The 17,140-nt window shown below is 70.3% G+C and carries 15 protein-coding genes and 1 pseudogene; 8 read left to right on the forward strand and 8 right to left on the reverse strand.

Features of this window, described 5'->3' with window-relative positions:
- Positions 1 to 626 (reverse strand): NYN domain-containing protein (locus V7E45_RS29460; RefSeq protein ID WP_333777241.1); only part of this gene is annotated, 626 nt, incomplete at its 3' end.
- 225 nt (positions 627 to 851) lie between these two features.
- On the opposite strand from V7E45_RS29460, the gene V7E45_RS29465 reads away from it, so the two are divergent.
- On the forward strand, positions 852 to 1,028 hold the full coding sequence (locus V7E45_RS29465) for a hypothetical protein (protein ID WP_333777242.1): 177 nt from the start codon (positions 852 to 854) through the stop codon (positions 1,026 to 1,028).
- 85 nt (positions 1,029 to 1,113) lie between these two features.
- On the opposite strand, the gene dnaE is transcribed toward V7E45_RS29465, so the two are convergent.
- Positions 1,114 to 4,653, reverse strand: a complete 3,540-nt coding sequence (gene dnaE / locus V7E45_RS29470) for a DNA polymerase III subunit alpha (RefSeq protein ID WP_333777243.1) — start codon at positions 4,651 to 4,653, stop codon at positions 1,114 to 1,116.
- Positions 4,654 to 4,901: 248 nt separating this feature from the next.
- Here dnaE and V7E45_RS29475 point away from each other — a divergent pair, with 248 nt between their 5' ends.
- The 5 genes from V7E45_RS29475 to V7E45_RS29495 all read left to right on the forward strand — a co-directional run bounded on the left by V7E45_RS29475 (position 4,902) and on the right by V7E45_RS29495 (position 10,100).
- The gene (locus V7E45_RS29475; protein WP_333777244.1) at positions 4,902 to 6,227 is read left to right on the forward strand and encodes a DUF2252 domain-containing protein; all 1,326 of its coding nucleotides are present in this window, start codon (positions 4,902 to 4,904) and stop codon (positions 6,225 to 6,227) included.
- Between the two features lie 68 nt (positions 6,228 to 6,295).
- The gene (locus tag V7E45_RS29480) at positions 6,296 to 6,979 is read left to right on the forward strand and encodes a hypothetical protein (protein WP_333777245.1); all 684 of its coding nucleotides are present in this window, start codon (positions 6,296 to 6,298) and stop codon (positions 6,977 to 6,979) included.
- A 66-nt stretch (positions 6,980 to 7,045) separates the two neighbouring features.
- Positions 7,046 to 7,861, forward strand: coding sequence for a thioredoxin domain-containing protein (locus tag V7E45_RS29485; protein ID WP_333777246.1), 816 nt, complete (start codon positions 7,046 to 7,048; stop codon positions 7,859 to 7,861).
- Positions 7,862 to 7,951: 90 nt separating this feature from the next.
- Positions 7,952 to 9,622, forward strand: coding sequence for an alkaline phosphatase D family protein (locus V7E45_RS29490; RefSeq protein WP_333777247.1), 1,671 nt, complete (start codon positions 7,952 to 7,954; stop codon positions 9,620 to 9,622).
- Between the two features lie 127 nt (positions 9,623 to 9,749).
- Entirely contained in the window at positions 9,750 to 10,100 is a 351-nt protein-coding gene (locus tag V7E45_RS29495; RefSeq protein ID WP_333777248.1) for a hypothetical protein, read from the forward strand.
- 75 nt (positions 10,101 to 10,175) lie between these two features.
- Here the strand turns inward: V7E45_RS29495 and V7E45_RS29500 are convergent, their stop codons facing one another.
- Positions 10,176 to 10,754 (reverse strand): dienelactone hydrolase family protein, encoded by a 579-nt coding sequence (locus V7E45_RS29500; RefSeq protein ID WP_333777249.1) that lies wholly within the window; start codon positions 10,752 to 10,754, stop codon positions 10,176 to 10,178.
- A gap of 106 nt (positions 10,755 to 10,860) precedes the next feature.
- On the opposite strand from V7E45_RS29500, the gene V7E45_RS29505 reads away from it, so the two are divergent.
- Positions 10,861 to 11,967 (forward strand): mechanosensitive ion channel family protein, encoded by a 1,107-nt coding sequence (locus V7E45_RS29505; protein WP_333777251.1) that lies wholly within the window; start codon positions 10,861 to 10,863, stop codon positions 11,965 to 11,967.
- 126 nt (positions 11,968 to 12,093) lie between these two features.
- Here V7E45_RS29505 and V7E45_RS29510 read toward each other — a convergent pair whose 3' ends face one another.
- The 5 genes from V7E45_RS29510 to V7E45_RS29530 all read right to left on the reverse strand — a co-directional run bounded on the left by V7E45_RS29510 (position 12,094) and on the right by V7E45_RS29530 (position 16,448).
- Positions 12,094 to 13,680, reverse strand: a complete 1,587-nt coding sequence (locus tag V7E45_RS29510) for a Na+/H+ antiporter (RefSeq protein ID WP_333777252.1) — start codon at positions 13,678 to 13,680, stop codon at positions 12,094 to 12,096.
- An 86-nt stretch (positions 13,681 to 13,766) separates the two neighbouring features.
- Positions 13,767 to 14,234: a GNAT family N-acetyltransferase gene (locus V7E45_RS29515; protein ID WP_333777253.1), complete on the reverse strand. Its 468-nt coding sequence runs from the start codon at positions 14,232 to 14,234 to the stop codon at positions 13,767 to 13,769.
- A complete protein-coding gene (locus tag V7E45_RS29520) occupies positions 14,231 to 15,175 on the reverse strand; it encodes an RluA family pseudouridine synthase (protein WP_333777254.1) in 945 nt (314 codons plus the stop codon). The genes V7E45_RS29515 and V7E45_RS29520 overlap by 4 nt, the downstream gene beginning before the upstream one ends.
- 103 nt (positions 15,176 to 15,278) lie before the next feature.
- Positions 15,279 to 15,905 carry a signal peptidase II gene (lspA, locus tag V7E45_RS29525; RefSeq protein WP_333777255.1) on the reverse strand — a complete coding sequence of 209 codons (627 nt, stop codon included), beginning with the start codon at positions 15,903 to 15,905 and terminating at the stop codon, positions 15,279 to 15,281.
- A gap of 66 nt (positions 15,906 to 15,971) precedes the next feature.
- Entirely contained in the window at positions 15,972 to 16,448 is a 477-nt protein-coding gene (locus V7E45_RS29530; RefSeq protein ID WP_333777256.1) for a TraR/DksA family transcriptional regulator, read from the reverse strand.
- Between the two features lie 4 nt (positions 16,449 to 16,452).
- Between V7E45_RS29530 and V7E45_RS29535 the strand changes: the two are divergent.
- A pseudogene (locus tag V7E45_RS29535) lies at positions 16,453 to 17,140 on the forward strand (hypothetical protein); the annotation flags it as partial.

The following is a 17,140-nucleotide window of genomic DNA, read 5'->3' on the forward strand; positions in this document are numbered from 1 at the left end:
GACTCCGGCAGGGGGGCGGAGAGGATCGCGGCGATCTCGGGGCGGGGCACGGGCTGCGGGGCGCAGACGCCGGTCAGCTCCTTGGCGCGGACCGCCTGGGTGATCCAGGCCCGGTCCAGCACGCGCCGCTCGTCGGCCTCGGCGACCAGGTCCTCGGACTGGTTGTAGTCCCCGTCGGCGGCCTGTACGGCCCACAGGTGGACGGCGACGCCGTGTTCCTTGGCGGCCATCATGCCGGGCAGCAGGTCGCCGTCGCCGGTGACCAGGACGACGTCGGAGCAGGCGCGGTTGCGGGCCAGCTCGGTCAGTTCGGCGTGCATGGCGGCGTCCACGCCCTTCTGCGCCCAGCGCCCGTCGCTGCGCGTGAGGGCGCCGAGGCGGACGGTGACGCGGGGCATGACGCGCAGCCGGCGATGCTCCGGCTGGGGTACCCGGTCGGGAGCGCCGTCGAACCAGTAGATGCGCAGCAGCGGCCGCTCGGTCTCCACCTCCGCGCGCTCGCGCAGTCCCTGGATGAGCGCCGTGTGGTCGACGGTGATCCGGGACCGGGAGGGCTCGCCGGCAAGAAGGCTGGCGGCGGCACCCAGCAGATATCCGGCGTCCACCAGGACGATGCAGCGGTCCACGCGACTCACCCTCTTCCCGGGAGGTTTTGCTTCGGACTTCCTTCGAGTCTGCCCGACCCCGCGGGGGTTAACGGCCCGAACTCGATCTTCGGCGTGGCGTTTGCGGCTCCCGTCCGCCCACCTGCCCTGTCACACACGGTAATTATCCGACATGCGCGCGTTGTCGGCATATGTGAATCTGAAGCCGGCCCTGGCCCCTAGATCCCCTTCAGGAGGCAGATCACCATGGCCAAGAACAAGAACCGCAAGCAGTCCGGCCCCCAGAACCGCGCTCCGCAGAACGAGCACGGACAGGAGCGCGCGCAGCGACCGGCGGAGGACCACGAGTCCTCGATGGCGCACGTGCCGGGCAGCCCGTCGGATGCCGCTCGTAAGAAGCAGAAGAGCTTCGGCCACAACTAAACAGCTCCACACACTGGGCAGTTGCTGCCCAGGCACGCAGAAGGGGCGCATCCCTGCCGGGTGCGCCCCTTCTCGCTGCATCCGCTCAGCCCGCGAGGCAGGACGGGCCGAGCAGCACCTTCAGGTCACCGAACAGCGCCGGGTCCGGCTTGACCCGGTGCCGGTCGAGGCGCAGCACGGTGGTCTTGCGGGGGCCCTGGAGCTTGATGCGGACCTCGCTGTCGCCCTTGTGGTGGCTGAGGATCTCGCCGAGGCGGCTGACCATGGGCGGGGTGACCCTGGTGGCCGGGATGGTGAGGATCACGGGCGCGTTGGTGCCGGCGTTGGAGAGGTCGGGGACCATCAGCTCCATGGCGACGAGCCGCGGCACGTCCTCCCGCTTGTCGAGGCGGCCCTTGACGAACACCACCGCGTCCTCGACGAGTTGGGTCGAGATGAGCTGGTAGGTCGCCGGGAAGAACATGCACTCGATGGAGCCGGCGAGGTCCTCCACGGTCGCGATGGCCCAGGCGTTGCCCTGCTTGGTCATCTTGCGCTGGAGGCCCGAGATGATGCCGCCGATGGTGACGACCGCGCCGTCGGCGTGCTCGCCGCCGGTGAGCTGGGAGATGCCCGCGTCGGCCTTGTCGGCGAGGACGTGTTCCAGGCCGAAGAGGGGGTGGTCGGAGACGTAGAGACCGAGCATCTCCCGCTCCTGGGCGAGCAGATAGGTCTTGTCCCACTCGTCGGTGGTGAACTCCACGTCGAGCCCGAAGCCGGGTTCGCTGCCGGTCTCCTCGCCCATGCCGCCGAAGAGGTCGAACTGCCCCTCGGCCTCCTTGCGCTTGACCGCGACGACGTTGTCGATCATCGGCTCGTACTGGGCGGTGAGTCCCTTGCGGGTGTGGCCCATCTCGTCGAAGGCGCCGGCCTTGATCAGCGATTCCGTGGTGCGCTTGTTGCAGACGACGGCGTCGACCTTGTCGAGGTAGTCGGGGAAGGAGGCGTACTTCCCCTTGGCCTTGCGGCACTTGATGATCGACTCGACGACGTTGGTGCCGACGTTGCGGACCGCGGAGAGACCGAAGAGGATCACGTCGTCGCCCTGGGCGGCGAAGTTGGACTCGGACTCGTTGACGTTCGGCGGGAGCACCTTGATGCCCATGCGGCGGCACTCGTTGAGGTAGACCGCCGACTTGTCCTTGTCGTCCTTGACGGAGGTCAGCAGCGCGGCCATGTACTCGGCGGGGTAGTTCGCCTTGAGATAGGCGGTCCAGTAGGACACCAGGCCGTACGCGGCGGAGTGCGCCTTGTTGAACGCGTAGCCGGCGAAGGGGACCAGCACGTCCCACAGGGCCTGGATGGCCTCGTCGCTGTAGCCGTTCTTCTGGGCGCCCGCCTGGAAGATCGTGAAGTTCTTGGCCAGTTCGTCGGGCTTCTTCTTGCCCATGACACGGCGGAGGATGTCGGCCTCGCCGAGCGAGTAGCCCGCGATGATCTGGGCGGCCTTCTGCACCTGCTCCTGGTACACGATCAGGCCGTAGGTGACGGCGAGGACCTCTTCCAGGGGCTCCGCCAGCTCCTTGTGGATCGGGGTGATCTCCTGGAGCTTGTTCTTGCGCAGCGCGTAGTTGGTGTGCGAGTCCATGCCCATCGGGCCCGGACGGTAGAGCGCGGAGACGGCGGAGATGTCCTCGAAGTTGTCGGGCTTCATCAGCCGCAGCAGCGAGCGCATGGGGCCGCCGTCGAACTGGAAGACGCCGAGGGTGTCGCCGCGCTGGAGGAGCTCGAAGGTCGTGGGGTCGTCGAGCGGCAGGGACAGCAGGTCGATGTCGAGGCCCTTGTTGGCCTTCACCATCTTGACCGCGTCGTCCATGATCGTGAGGTTGCGCAGGCCGAGGAAGTCCATCTTCAGCAGGCCGAGCGACTCGCAGCTCGGATAGTCCCACTGGGTGATGGTCACGCCGTCGGTGTGCCTGACCCAGACCGGGACGTGCTCGGTGATGGTCTCGCTGGACATGATCACGCCGGCGGCGTGCACGCCCATCTGCCGGACCAGGCCCTCCACGCCCTTGGCGGTGTCGATGACCTTCTTCACGTCCGGCTCGTTCTCGTACATCGCCCGGATCTCGCCCGCCTCGCTGTAGCGCGGGTGCGACGGGTCGGTGATGCCGTTCAGGTCGATGCCCTTGCCGAGGACGTCGGCGGGCATCGCCTTGGTGAGCCGGTCGCCCATGGCGTACGGGTAGCCCAGGACGCGCGCGGAGTCCTTGATCGCGTTCTTGGCCTTGATCTTGCCGTAGGTGCCGATCATGGCGACCTTGTCGGCGCCGTACTTCTCGGTCACGTACCGGATCACCTCGACGCGCCGGCGCTCGTCGAAGTCGATGTCGACATCGGGCATGGAGACGCGCTCGGGGTTGAGGAAGCGCTCGAAGATCAGGCCGTGCGGGATCGGGTCGAGGTCGGTGATGCCCATCGCGTAGGCGACGATCGAGCCGGCCGCGGAGCCTCGGCCGGGGCCGACCGCGATGCCGTTGTTCTTGGCCCACATGATGAAGTCGGCGACCACGAGGAAGTAGCCCGGGAACCCCATCTGGATGATGACGTCCATCTCGTAGTCGGCCTGCTTCTGGCGGTCCTCGGGGATGCCGCCGGGGAAGCGGCGCTCCATGCCGCGGCGGACCTCCTCCTTGAACCAGGTCACCTCGGTGTAGCCGTCGGGGATGTCGAACTTCGGCATGAGGTTCTTCGCCTCGAACATGCCGGTGGTGTCGACCATCTCGGCCACGAGGAGGGTGTTGGCGCAGCCCTCCTGCCAGGCGTCCGAGGAGTCGATGGCGTACATCTCGTCCGTGGACTTCAGGTAGTAGCCGGTGCCGTCGAACTTGAAGCGGTCCGGGTCGGAGAGGTTCTTGCCGGTCTGGATGCACAGCAGGGCGTCGTGGGCACCCGCCTCGTGCGCGTAGGTGTAGTGCGAGTCGTTGGTGACCAGCGGGGGGATGCCGAGCTTCTTGCCGATCTCCAGCAGGCCGTCGCGGACCCGGCGCTCGATCTCGATGCCGTGGTCCATCAGCTCCAGGAAGTACCGGTCCTTGCCGAAGATGTCCTGGTAGTCGGCGGCTGCCTTGAGGGCTTCGTCGAAGTGGCCGAGGCGGAGCCGGGTCTGCACCTCGCCGGAGGGACAGCCGGTGGAGGCGACGATGCCCTCGGACCACTGGGCGATGGTCTCCTTGTCCATCCGGGGCCACTTCTGCAGCCAGCCCTCGGCGTAGGCGTCGGAGGAGAGCCGGAAGAGGTTGTGCAGACCGGTCCGGTCCACCGCCCACATCGTCTTGTGGGTGTAACCGCCGGAGCCGGAGATGTCGTCCCGCTTCTGGTGCGGCTGGCCCCACAGGATCTTGCGCTTGTTGCGCCGGGACTCGGGGGCGACATACGCCTCGATCCCGATGATCGGGGTGATCCCGGCTTTCTTCGCGCTGTGGAAGAAGTCGTACGCCCCGTGGAGGTTGCCGTGGTCGGACATCGCGATGTGCGTCATGCCCATCTCGTTGCAGGCCTCGAACATGTCCTTGAGCCGCGCGGCACCGTCCAGCAGCGAGTACTGGGTGTGGACGTGCAGGTGCGTGAAGGGCGGCTTCGACACGGTTTCGGCCTCCAAGGAAAACGGGCGTCGACGATCTTCCGACCGGCTGCGGAGCGACTGCGGACAGTCTGGGGGACAGCGTCGAAGTCTATGCCCCGGCACTGACACACGCGGGCCGCGTGCCCGTACCTTCATGCGGGAACCGGGCACTCCCGCGTGGCGTCGCCCGTTGGAGACGGCGGAAGCGCTGTCGTACCCGTACACGCACGTTCATGCACCACCCGTCCTGTACCAGGAGGCACCCCGCGATGTCGGTCCCCCAGCTCAACGACGAGCAGCGCGGCGAGGAGATCCTCGCCGTCTTCGACACCGCCTTCGGCCGGCTCCTCGCCGCCGACCCGGCCGCGTTCCGGGTGAAGTTCCGGAAGATGGCCGCCTCGGCCTTCGCGTTCTACCGGGGGACGGCCGCGCTCTTCTACCACGACATCGACGCCGAGAAGCGCGGCGGCCCGTACCTGGACGACCGCACCTCACGGGTGTGGATCCACGGCGACCTGCACGCCGAGAACTTCGGCACCTACATGGACTCCAACGGGCGCCTGGTCTTCAACGTCAACGACTTCGACGAGGCCTACGTCGGCCCCTTCACCTGGGACCTCAAGCGCTTCTCCGCCTCCGTCGCGCTCATCGGCTACGCGAAGGCACTGAGCGACGAGCAGATCACCGAGCTGGTGACGATCTACGCGGCCGCCTACCGCGAGCGGATCCACGCACTCGCCACGGGCGCCAAGAGCGACGAGGTGCCGCCGTTCACCCTGGACAGCGCGCAGGGCCCGCTGCTGGACGCGCTGCGTGACGCCCGCTCGCTGACCCGCTTCGAGCTGCTGGACTCGATGACCGAGATCCGCGACTTCGAGCGCCGCTTCGCGCCGGGCGGCGGCTCCATCGAGCTGGACGCGGCCACCCGCTACAAGGTGCTGGCCGCCTTCGACGGGTACCTGGAGACGCTGCCGGACGCCTCGCTGGCCCGCCCCGACTCCTACCGCGTGAAGGATGTCGTGGGCCGCCGGGGCATCGGCATCGGGTCGGCCGGCCTGCCCTCGTACAACATCCTCCTGGAGGGCTCCAGCGACGCCCTGGAGAACGATGTCGTGATCTACATCAAGCAGGCCCAGACCCCGGCCGTCTCCCGGCACATCACGGACCCGGCGATCGCCGGGTACTTCCAGCACGAGGGGCACCGCACGGTGATCTCCCAGCGCGCCCTCCAGGCGCACGCCGACCCGTGGCTGGGGTGGACCGAGCTGGACGGCGCGGGCCAGCTGGTCGCCGAGATCTCCCCGTACGCCGTCGACCTGGACTGGGGCGACATCGACGACCCGGAGGAGATCGCGGCCGTCGTCGCCGACCTGGGCCGGGCCACGGCCACGATGCACGCGGCGGCGGACGACACCTCCGGGGAGTCGCTGGTGCCGTTCTCCACCGAGCGGGCCATCGACGCGGCCCTCGCCGCCGACGAGGAGGGCTTCGGCCCCCTGCTGGTGGACTTCGCGCACCGCTACGGCGCACGCGCGCGTGCCGACCACCAGATCTTCGTCGACCTCTTCCGCAACGGCCGGATCCCGGGGCTGTAACCTCCGCCTCTTCACAGGCATCCTTTAGGGGTCCCTTAACCGCGCACGTGTCAGACTCTTGTCTCGCTATGGACATATCCGGGACCCACCTCAGAGCCGTGCGCGCGGCGCTGTTCACGGCCGTGGTCGTGACGGTCAGCACCGCGTCGCACGTCCTGCTGTCCAGGGCCCCGCTGCCGGTGGCGACCGTGGCCGCGGTCGCCACCGGGGTGTTCCTGACCGCGTACGCGCTGGCGGGCCGCGAGCGCGGTTTCGGCCGCATCGCCGCGCTGCTGGTCCCGCTGGAGCTGGCCGCGGACACCGTGTTCACCACCGGCCAGCACGCCTGCTACGGCAGGGCGGGCGGCCCGGTCGCCGGACCGCTGCGCGCCTTCGGGTTCGACGTGCTGTGCCAGGGCGGTGCCGTCGGCACCCCGCTGGCCCAGGTCACCGGCGGCCAGGGCCACACGGACGGACTGCTCGCGCACGCCGACCCGGCCGCCGCCTGGCTGCTGCTCGCCGCGCACGTGGGCGTGGGCCTGCTGGCCGCCGCCTGGCTGCGCCGGGGCGAGCGCGCCCTGGTGCAGCTGCTGCGCGCGGTCACCGCCACCACCTTCCGGCCGCTCTCCCTCGCTGCGGCCGCCCGGTCCGCGCGGCTCTCGCCCGTGCGCCGGCTGCCGAACCCGTCACCCCGGCCGGCGTCCGCCCGTGACCGGCTCCTCGTGCACTCCCTGGGACGGCGTGGACCGCCGTGCTCCTCGGCTCTCGGCTGAGCACGACCAGTCCCCCACACGTATCCCGCGTACGGCATGTGCGCGTCCCCTATGGAGATCACCACCATGAGCAAGCGGAACAACCAGGCGGCGAAGACGGCGGCCCGGGAGCGGCTGCGCCAGGAGCGCGAGCGGCAGGCCAAGCGCGACAAGGCCAGGCGGCAGCTGATCGTGGCCGGTTCGGTCGTGGCCGTGCTGGCCGCGGCCGGCGGTATCGGCTACGCGGTCGTGCAGATGAACAAGCCCAGCTACTGGGAGGGCCTGAAGGACGCCTCCGTCGTCGCCCCGGCCAACACCGCGGGCACGAAGGGCACCACCGTCGTCCTCGGCAAGGACACCGCCAAGAAGACCCTGAAGGTCTACGAGGACCCGCGCTGCCCCGTGTGCGCCCAGTTCGAGCAGACGGTCGGCACGACGGTGAAGAAGGACCTCGACGACGGCAAGTTCAAGATCCAGTACGTCGGTGCCACCTTCATCGACAACCACGACAACGGCGAGGGCTCCAAGAACTCGCTGAGCGCCCTCGGCGCGGCGCTGAACGTCAGCCCCGAGGCCTTCCTCGAGTACAAGACGGCGCTGTACTCCGCCAAGTGGCACCCGGACGAGCAGACCGACAAGTTCAAGGACGACAGCTACCTCATCAAGGTCGCCGACACCGTCCCCGCACTCAAGGGCAACGCGAAGTTCCAGGACGCGGTCAAGAAGGGCACCTACGACGCCTGGGCGATGGCCATGTCGAAGACCTTCGACGACAACAAGGACGGGGTGAGCGGCACCCCGAGCTTCGTGATGGACGGCAAGAAGCTCACGACCTCTGACCCCAACCGGCCATGGACGGTCGAGGAGTTCAACAAGGTGGTGGACGCGGCTCTCAAGGGCTGATCCCGCCCGGTGACGAGCGCCGCGTGAAGAGTGGGCGAACTTTCGAAGTTCGCCCACTCGCGCGCATACCGATCAGTAACCTGATCGGTCGTGACCAGTCGATACAGATCTTCCGAGGCCCACCAGGCCCTCAACTTCCCCTCGCCCCGCCGCCGTACGGTCGTCAAGGCCGCGGCGGCGACGGCTGTGCTGGCCGGCCCGCTCGCCGCCACCCTTCCGGCGCGCGCGGCCGACCAGGCCCCCGCCTTCCTGCACGGCGTCGCGTCCGGCGACCCGCTGCCCGACGGCGTCCTGCTGTGGACCCGGGTGACCCCCGTCCCGGAGGCACTGCCCGGCTCCGGCGTCGGCCCGGACACCGAGGTGAGCTGGACCGTCGCTCGGGACAAGGCGTTCACCAGCATCGTCGCCAAGGGCTCCATGACGGCGACGGCCGCCTCCGACCACACCGTCAAGGCGGACATCCGCGGCCTGCAGCCGGCCACCGACTACTGGTTCCGGTTCTCGGCCGGCGGCACGGACTCCCCGGCGGCGCGCACCCGCACCGCGCCGGCGGCGGACGCCGCCGTCGCAGGTCTGCGCTTCGGTGTGGTCTCCTGCGCCAACTGGGAGGCGGGCTACTTCTCCGCCTACCGCCACCTCGCGGCCCGCAACGACCTCGACGCGTGGCTGCACCTGGGTGACTACATCTACGAGTACAAGTCGGGCGAGTACGCGGCCCGCGGCACCGTGGTCCGTCCGCACGCCCCCGCGAACGAGATCCTCACCCTCGCCGACTACCGGATCCGGCACGCCAAGTACAAGACCGACCCCGACCTTCAGGCGCTGCACCTGAAGGCGCCGGTCATCGCGATCTGGGACGACCATGAGTTCGCCGACAACGCCTGGTCGGGCGGCGCGGTCAACCACACCGAGGGCGCCGAGGGCACCTGGACGGCCCGGCAGGCCGCCGCCAAGCAGGCCTACTTCGAGTGGATGCCGGTCCGTCCCGCCGTCGCCGGCACCACCTACCGCCGGCTGCGTTTCGGCAAGCTCGCCGACCTCTCCCTGCTGGACCTGCGCTCCTTCCGCTCCCAGCAGGCCTCGACGGCCAGCGGCTCGGTGGACGACCCGGACCGTACGATCACCGGCCGCGCCCAGCTCGACTGGCTGAAGGCGAACCTGTCCGCCTCCGACACCAAGTGGCGGCTGGTCGGCAACTCGGTGATGATCTCGCCGTTCTCCTTCGGCTCGCTCTCCGCCGACCTGTTCAAGCCGCTCGCCAAGCTGCTCGGGTTGCCGCAGGAGGGCATCGCCGCCAACACCGACCAGTGGGACGGCTACACCGACGACCGCCGCGAGCTGCTGGCCCACCTGCGCTCCAACGCCATCGGCAACACCGTCTTCCTGACCGGTGACATCCACATGGCGTGGGCCAACGACGTGCCGGTGGACGCGGGCACCTACCCGCTGTCGGCCTCGGCGGCCACCGAGTTCGTGGTCACCTCGGTGACCTCCGACAACCTCGACGACATCATGAAGGTCCCCGAGGGCACCGTCTCCGCGATCGCCGCGCCGGTCATCAAGGCCGCCAACCGGCACGTCCACTGGGTGGACACCGACCGCCACGGCTACGGCGTCCTGGACATCACCGCGGACCGCACGCAGATGGACTACTACGTCCTGTCCGACCGCACGAACGCGCACGCCACCTCCGCCTGGGTCCGCTCCTACCGCACCCGCAGCGGCACCCAGAAGATCGAGCGCACCTACGACCCGGTGTGATCGGCCCACGGACCGCTGAGTGCGCCGACGCACCTTATTCAATGGTGAGTTGGTCGATGCAGTGCGATAATACTTACGACAATACGCATAGTTGACATTTCGTCAACTAACCTGAAAAAGGAGACACGTGGCCACCCCCCAAGGTGCCTTGAAGAAGACCGCGACGATCGCGGCTGCCATGACCCTCGCTGGGCTGGCCTGCGCCGCGCAGGCGCAGGAGGCCTCAGCGGCACCGGCATTCGTCAATCTGACTGTGCTGGACACCCACGGTGCCCCCCTCTACGCGCAGCCCACCTCCTCGTCGCACAAGTTCCGCACAATGCCGTTCAAGACGACCCTGGAGATACAGTGCTCGACCACGAAGACCCCCTCGGGGGCCCTGTGGTTCAGGCTGTACAACTCAAAGCCGACGACGTGGGTGTACTCCGGGCACTTCGAGTCGCTGGTGCACCCACCCAAGGAGTGCTTCCCTGGCTGAGGTTCCGCCCCTGCACAACAGCAGTGGTCGGCGCACAGCAGCGGTAGCCGGATCCGAACAGCCGGTCTGACCCACTCACACGTGGCCCAGGCCATCGAGGAAGCCGAGAGCCACCCGCCAGGTGGCCTCGGCGGCCTCCTCGTCGTAGTCAGGCAGCGCGGGGTCGGTGTAGAGGTGGCCGGCCCCGGCGTACCGGTAGACCTCGACATCCGCGCCCGCCCTGCCCATCTGGAGGTACCAGGCGCTCAGCCAGTCGTCCGTCTCGAACGGGTCGGGCTCGGCCACGTGCAGCTGCACCGGCAGCCCGTCCACCTGGGCGTTCGGCGCGATGTCCGACGTGCCGTGCAGGAGCAGCAGGCCACGGGCCCGCTCGTCGCCGAGCGCGAGCGTCTGGGCGACGGAGGCGCCGAGCGAGAACCCCGCGTACACCAGCCCGCGCTCGGAGTAGGGCGCGGCCGCCAGCACGGCACGCTTCAGCAGCTCCTCCTTGCCGGTCCGCTCCTCGAACTCCATGCCCTGCTCGACCGTGTCGAACGTGCGCCCCTCGAAGAGGTCCGGCGTCCACACCTCGTGGCCCGCCGCGCGCAGCCGGTCCGCGGCCTCGCGCACCGCGGGCCCGAGCCCGTACGTCGAGTGAAAGAGCATGATGTTCATGAGGCCATGGTGCCAGCCCGGTCCGACAGGGCCGAACCGCGGCCGTACCCATCCGTCGCCGGAACTCACATGTTCATGAACCACCGAGTCCGGTTAGGTGCGCAGGATGGAGAACGTGCTTCGACCTTTGATCGTGCTCGGCAGCACGGTGCTGCTCACCCTCGCTGTCGGGTGGGCCACCGACCGGCTGCTGCGCAAGGCCGACGAACGAGATTCCGAGACACCCCTGTGGGGCCTGCTGCGGCGCGGCCGCATCCCCTACCAGCTCGTCCTGTGCACCGCCATGCTCCGAGGCTCGTACGACCAGGCGGAACTCCTGGAGCGCCACCAGGTCGCCGTGGGACAGGCGCTGACCCTGGTCCTGATCGGGTCCGCCGCGTGGCTGGTGATCCGGATCGCCTCGGCCGTCGTCGAGAGTTCCTACTCCCGCTACGCGCGTGTCCACCGGGACGCCGCCCGGGTGCGCCGGGTGCGCACCCAGGTGGAACTGATCATGCGGGTGGTCACCGCGATCGTCATCGTGGTGGCCAGTGCCTCGATGCTGCTCACCTTCCCGGCGATGCGCGCCGCCGGTGCCTCGCTGCTGGCCTCCGCCGGCCTCCTCGGCATCGTCGCCGGTGTCGCCGCCCAGTCGACGCTGTCCAACATGTTCGCGGGGCTGCAGATCGCCTTCGGCGACATGGTGCGCATCGGCGACACCGTGGTGGTGGACGGCGAGTGGGGCACCGTCGAGGAGATCACCCTGACCTTCCTGACGGTGCGGACCTGGGACGAGCGGCGGATCACCATGCCGGTGTCCTACTTCACCGCCAACCCCTTCGAGAACTGGTCGCGGGGCACCCCGCAGATGACGGGCATCGTCTACTGGCACCTGGACCACAGCGCGCCGATCGAGGCGATGCGCGAGAAGCTGCGCGACATCCTGCGCCAGTGCCCGGCGTGGGACGGCCGGGCCTACAGCCTTCAGGTGACGGACACGACCCCGAACACCATCCAGGTTCGCGCCCTGGTCACCGCCAAGGACGCGGACGACATCTGGACGGTCCGGGTGACGGTCCGCGAGCAGATGATCGGCTGGCTGTCGACGGAGCACCCGTACGCCCTGCCGCGGGTGAACACCTCGGACGCGGTACTCCCGCCGAGCCGCGTCCCGTCGCCCGACGGCGCGACCCTGCGCAGGGCCTACGACTTCCCGCGCACGGGCCGGGGCTGAGCGGCGCCGCCGCTCCCGCCGCCCGCCGCTCCCGCCGCCCGGCGCCGCCGTCGACCTGGACGATCCGTGAGATCCGTGAGGCGACGTGCCCGGCCCCGGGCGGGATCGGCCTGTCTGCCCTGCCGGTCAGCGCAGACTGCGTACGTCCAGGTGCCGCAGCACCCGGTCCACGATCTCCGGGTCGGCCCCCGGTTCGCTCCGCGCCGCCAGCACCTCATGGCGGGCGGCGCTGAGCATCTCGCCCTGGATGCGCCGCACCCGGCGCAGCCGCCGCGCCCGCTGCTGATGCGCCTCCCGGCGCTCCTCCTCCCCCATGTCCGGGCTGATCCGGATGCCGATGTCGAAGGCCCGCCGCAGCATCTGCTCGGACAGGTCCTCCGGCAGATCCTCCACCTGCTCGATCTCCCGCAACCTGCTCTTGGCCGCCTTCGCCGCCCGCCGGGCCAGCTCCTTCTCGAACTCCTTCTCCCGCTCGGAGTCGGCCTGCACCCCGAGCCGCTTCACGAGCCACGGCAGGGTCAGCCCCTGGAGCACCAGGGTGACGATGATCACTCCGAAGGCGATGAAGACGATCTCGTCCCGGTCGGGGAACGGCGCCCCGGCGCCGGTCTTGAGCGGGATGGCCAGCGCCAGCGCCACGGACGCCACCCCGCGCATCCCGGACCACCACATGACCACGGTCTCCCGCCAGCTCACCGGGATCTCCTCGTCGTAGTCCCGCCGGGCGTGCAGCCGCTGGGTCAGCCAGGTCGCGGGCAGCAGCCACAGCAGCCGGACGAGGACGACGACCCCGGCGGTCGCGGCGGCCCAGCCGACCATCTCGCCCCAGCGTCCGGACGCCGTCCTGATCGCGTTGTGCAGCTCAAGACCGATCAGCCCGAAGGCGACGCCGGTGACGAGGGTGTCGATGATGTCCCAGAAGGTGTGGCCGGCGAGCCGGGTCATCACGTCGTCGGCGTCGGTGGCGTACTCGGCGAGGAAGAGGGCCGTGGTCAGCACGGCCAGCACGCCGGACCCGTGCAGCACCTCCGCCAGCACATAGGAGGCGTAGGGCACCAGCAGGGTCAGGCCGATCTGCAGGGTGGGGTCGCCGAGCAGGTCCATCAGCCGGTTCGCGCCCCAGCCGAGCACCAGCCCGATCGCCACCGCGACCACGGCGGACAGCACCAGGTCGAGACCCGCGCGCCAGGCGGAGAACTCCCCGCTCACCACGGCGGCGATCGCCACGTGGTAGAGCACGATGGCGGTGACGTCGTTGAAGAGGCCCTCGCCCTCCAGGATCGACACCAGCCGGCGCGGCAGCCCGAGCTGCCCGGCGACAGCCGTGGCGGCGACCGGGTCGGGCGGGGCGATCAGCGCGCCCAGCGCCAGGGCGGCGGCCATCGGCAGTCCCGGCACGATCGTGTGGGCGACGGCGGCCACGCACAGCATCGTCACGAACACCAGGGCGACGGCCAGCAGGAAGATGGGCCGTTTGTTGGCGGCGAACTGCCGCCAGGAGGTCCGGCGTACGGCGGCGTAGAGCAGGGGCGGAAGCAGGGCGGGCAGGATCAGGTCGGGCGGGATGTCCACGTTGGGCACGAAGTCGGCCACCGCCAGCACCCCGCCGAGCAGCGTCATCAGCACCGGCGCGGGCAGTCCGAACCGGTCCCCGATCGGGACGCTCACCAGGGCCCCGAGCAGCAGCACGAACAACAGGGCCAACTGATCCACGGCCAGCGCTCCGGGGGTCGACGATCACACGGCAGGTCACCAGCCTGCCACGACACCCGCCCGCCGGCCGTTCCGGGGGACCTCCGCTACAGCACGCGCCGCATCGACCGGTGCGGAATCCCGGCGTCCTGGAACTCAGGGCCGTACGCCTCGTAGCCCAGGCGCTCGTAGAAGCCCAGGGCCTGGGTCTGCGCGTGCAGGTCCACCGCGGTCAGACCGTGCGCGCCGGCCGCCTCCTCGATGGCCCGCACCAGGGCCACACCGATGCCCAGCCCACGGGCCGCGCGGACGACGGCGAGCCGCCCCAGCGAGCCCACCGACGCGTCCCCGCCGGTCTTGGCGGCGGCCGCCTCGCCGAACAGCAGGCGCCCGGTGCCGAGCGGCTCGCCGTCCTCGCCGACCGCGAGGACGTGGACGGCGACGGCGTCGTACGCGTCGTACTCGATGTCCTGCGGAACGCCCTGTTCGGCGACGAAGACCTCCTTGCGGACGGCGAAGCACGCCTCGCGGTCGGCGGGGTCCTCGGCGATCCGGACGGTGACGGGCACGCTCACGCGTACGTCTCCTCGCGCACCTGGTCGAGGGCCTGGCGCAGGTCCTCCGGGTAGTCGCTCTCGAACTCGGCCCACCGCCCGTCCCCCGGGTGCTCGAAGCCGAGCCGGACGGCGTGCAGCCACTGGCGGGTCAGCCCCAGCCGCTTGGCGAGGGTCGGGTCGGCACCGTAGGTCAGGTCACCGACGCAGGGGTGGCGGTGGGCGGACATGTGGACGCGGATCTGGTGGGTGCGGCCGGTCTCCAGCTTCACGTCGAGCAGGGAGGCGGCGCGGAAGGCCTCGATGAGGTCGTAGTGGGTCACCGAGGGCTTGCCGTCGGCCGTGACCGCCCACTTGTAGTCGTGGTGGGGGTGCCGGCCGATCGGGGCGTCGATCGTGCCGCTCGTCGGGTCCGGGTGGCCCTGGACGAGGGTGTGGTAGCGCTTGTCGACCGTGCGCTCCTTGAACTGGCGCTTGAGCGAGGTGTACGCGTACTCCGACTTGGCGACCACCATCAGGCCGGAGGTGCCGACGTCCAGGCGGTGCACGATGCCCTGACGCTCGGCGGCGCCGGAGGTGGAGATCCGGTACCCGGCGGCGGCGAGGCCGCCGATGACGGTCGGGCCGCTCCAGCCCGGGGAGGGGTGCGCGGCCACGCCGACCGGCTTGACGATCACGACCACGTCATCGTCGTCGTGCACGATCTCCATGCCCTCGACCGGTTCGGCGACCACCTGGACGGGCGCGGGCGCCTGCGGCATCTCGACCTCGAGCCAGGCGCCACCGCGCACCCGCTCGGACTTGCCGACCACCGCCCCGTCGACCTGGACCTTGCCGGCCGCGGCCAGATCCGCCGCCTTGGTGCGGGAGAAGCCGAACATGCGGGAGATGGCGGCGTCGACGCGCTCGCCCTCCAGGCCGTCGGGCACGGGCAGGGTTCGGATCTCGGGAATCGTGCTCACCCGTCGAGTATGCCGGACGGCAGCGACGGCCCCGCACGAGCCTGTGGACAACCGGGCGCGAGCCCAGGCCGAGCGGGGACGGTCCGGGGACGATCCCGGGGGCTCAGTCCTTGTGGACGGTGCCGTCCGGATCCAGGCCGCGGAAGGACAGCAGCACGATCAGGATGCCGCCGCACACGATCGCCGAGTCGGCCAGGTTGAACACGGCGAAGCCCTTGGGCGCGATGAAGTCCACGACCTCGCCCTCGAAGACGCCGGGCGCCCGGAAGATGCGGTCGGTGAGGTTGCCGAGCGCGCCACCGAGCAGCAGACCGAGCGCGATCGCCCAGGGGAAGCTGTAGAGCTTGCGCGCCAGGCGGATGATGACCCCGATCACGGCGGCCGCGATCAGGGTGAAGATCACCGTGAAGGCGGCGCCGAACCCGAAGGCCGCGCCGGGGTTGCGGATGGCGTGCAGCTCCAGCAGGTCGCCGATCACCTGGATCGGCTCGTGGTGCTCCAGCTTCGCGACCACGAGCAGCTTGCTGACCAGGTCGAGGGCGTAGGCGAACGCGGCCACCGCGAACAGCACGGCGATCCTGCGTCCGCGCCCGGTCCGCTGCCGCGCCGGCGTCTCCCGCTCGCCCGCCCCGGACGCGTCCGGGGCGGCGGTCGTCCCGGCCGCCGCCGCCCGCTCGCCACCGTCGTCCGGGGTGTCCGGCGTACCGATGATGCGCTCCGCCTCTGCCACGTGAGTCCCTCAACCTAGGTGCCTGACTGAGACGAGACTACGGCACGGTCCGGCGGTCCCCGGTGCTCAGGAGCGGCGTTCCTGTTTCTGCTTGCACTCGACGCAGAGTGTGGCCCTGGGGAAGGCCTGCATGCGCGCCTTGCCGATGGGGTCGCCGCAGTTCTCGCACAGGCCGTACGTGCCCGCGTCGAGCCGCTCCAGGGCGTGCTCGTTCTGGGTCAGCATCTCGCGCGCGTTGGCGGCCAGCGCCATCTCGTGCTCGCGCGTGATGTTCTTCGTGCCGGTGTCGGCCTGGTCGTCGCCCGCGCCGTCCCCGGAGTCCCGCATGAGGCCCACGATGGACGCCTCGGAGGTGCTGATCTCGTTCCGCAGCCGCTCCACCTCGGACAGCAGCTCGGCCCGGGCCTCCGCGACCTCTTCCGGGGTCCAGGGGTCCTCGCCGGGGCGCACCGCCAGCTCGCCGGGCTCCACCGCGGCGAGCCGCGCCTTGGGAACGCCGCCCTGCTCCGCCGTGGCCGTGCCAGGAGTCTTCTTCGCAACCACTGTCGTGGCTCCCGTCTGCTTCGCGGCCCGCGCCGCGCCCGCTTTCTTGGCCGTGCTCTTCCGGGTCGCCCCCGCGGGGGCGTCCTCGGCGACCGCCTTCCCGGTGCCGTCCTTCTCGCCGCCCGCCTTTCCGGCGGCCGTCTCCTGTGAGGCCTTCCCCTTCGACGCCCTCCCCTTCGACGTCGTCCTCTTCGAGGCCGCAGTCTCTGGGGCCGCCTCGCCCGCCACCGCCTGCCCGGCCGCCCTTCCGGCGGCCTTCGCCTTCCCCTCGGTCTTCCCTCCGGCCTTCCCCTCCGTCTTCCCCGTGGTCTTCTCGGCGGCCGCTCTCCCGGCGTCCGTACCGGCCGTCGCCGTCTTGCGGACGGCCGTCTTCGAAGCGGCCGGCTTCCGGGCGCTCGTCCCCTCGGTGACAGCCGCCCCCTCGGTGGCCGCTCCCTCGGTGACCGGCTCCCTGGCCGCCGTCCTTTTCGCCGCCGTCTTCTCCGCCGCCGGTTTCACGCCCGTCGCCTTCTTCGCCGTAGCCGTCGTCTTGCCCGACGCCGTCCTGCCGGTGGCCGCCTTGCCGTCCGCGGCCTTCTTCGCCGCGGGCGCGCCCGCCGCCGTCCGCCCGGCCGCCGGTTCCTCGCCCGCCGCCGTCCGGCCGGCCGTACCGCCCTCGGCGGACGCCTTCCCCCCTGCCTTCTCCGCCGTCC

Origin of the sequence: Streptomyces sp. IBSBF 3136 (assembly GCF_036815105.1) — a bacterium.
GTDB lineage: Bacteria > Actinomycetota > Actinomycetes > Streptomycetales > Streptomycetaceae > Streptomyces.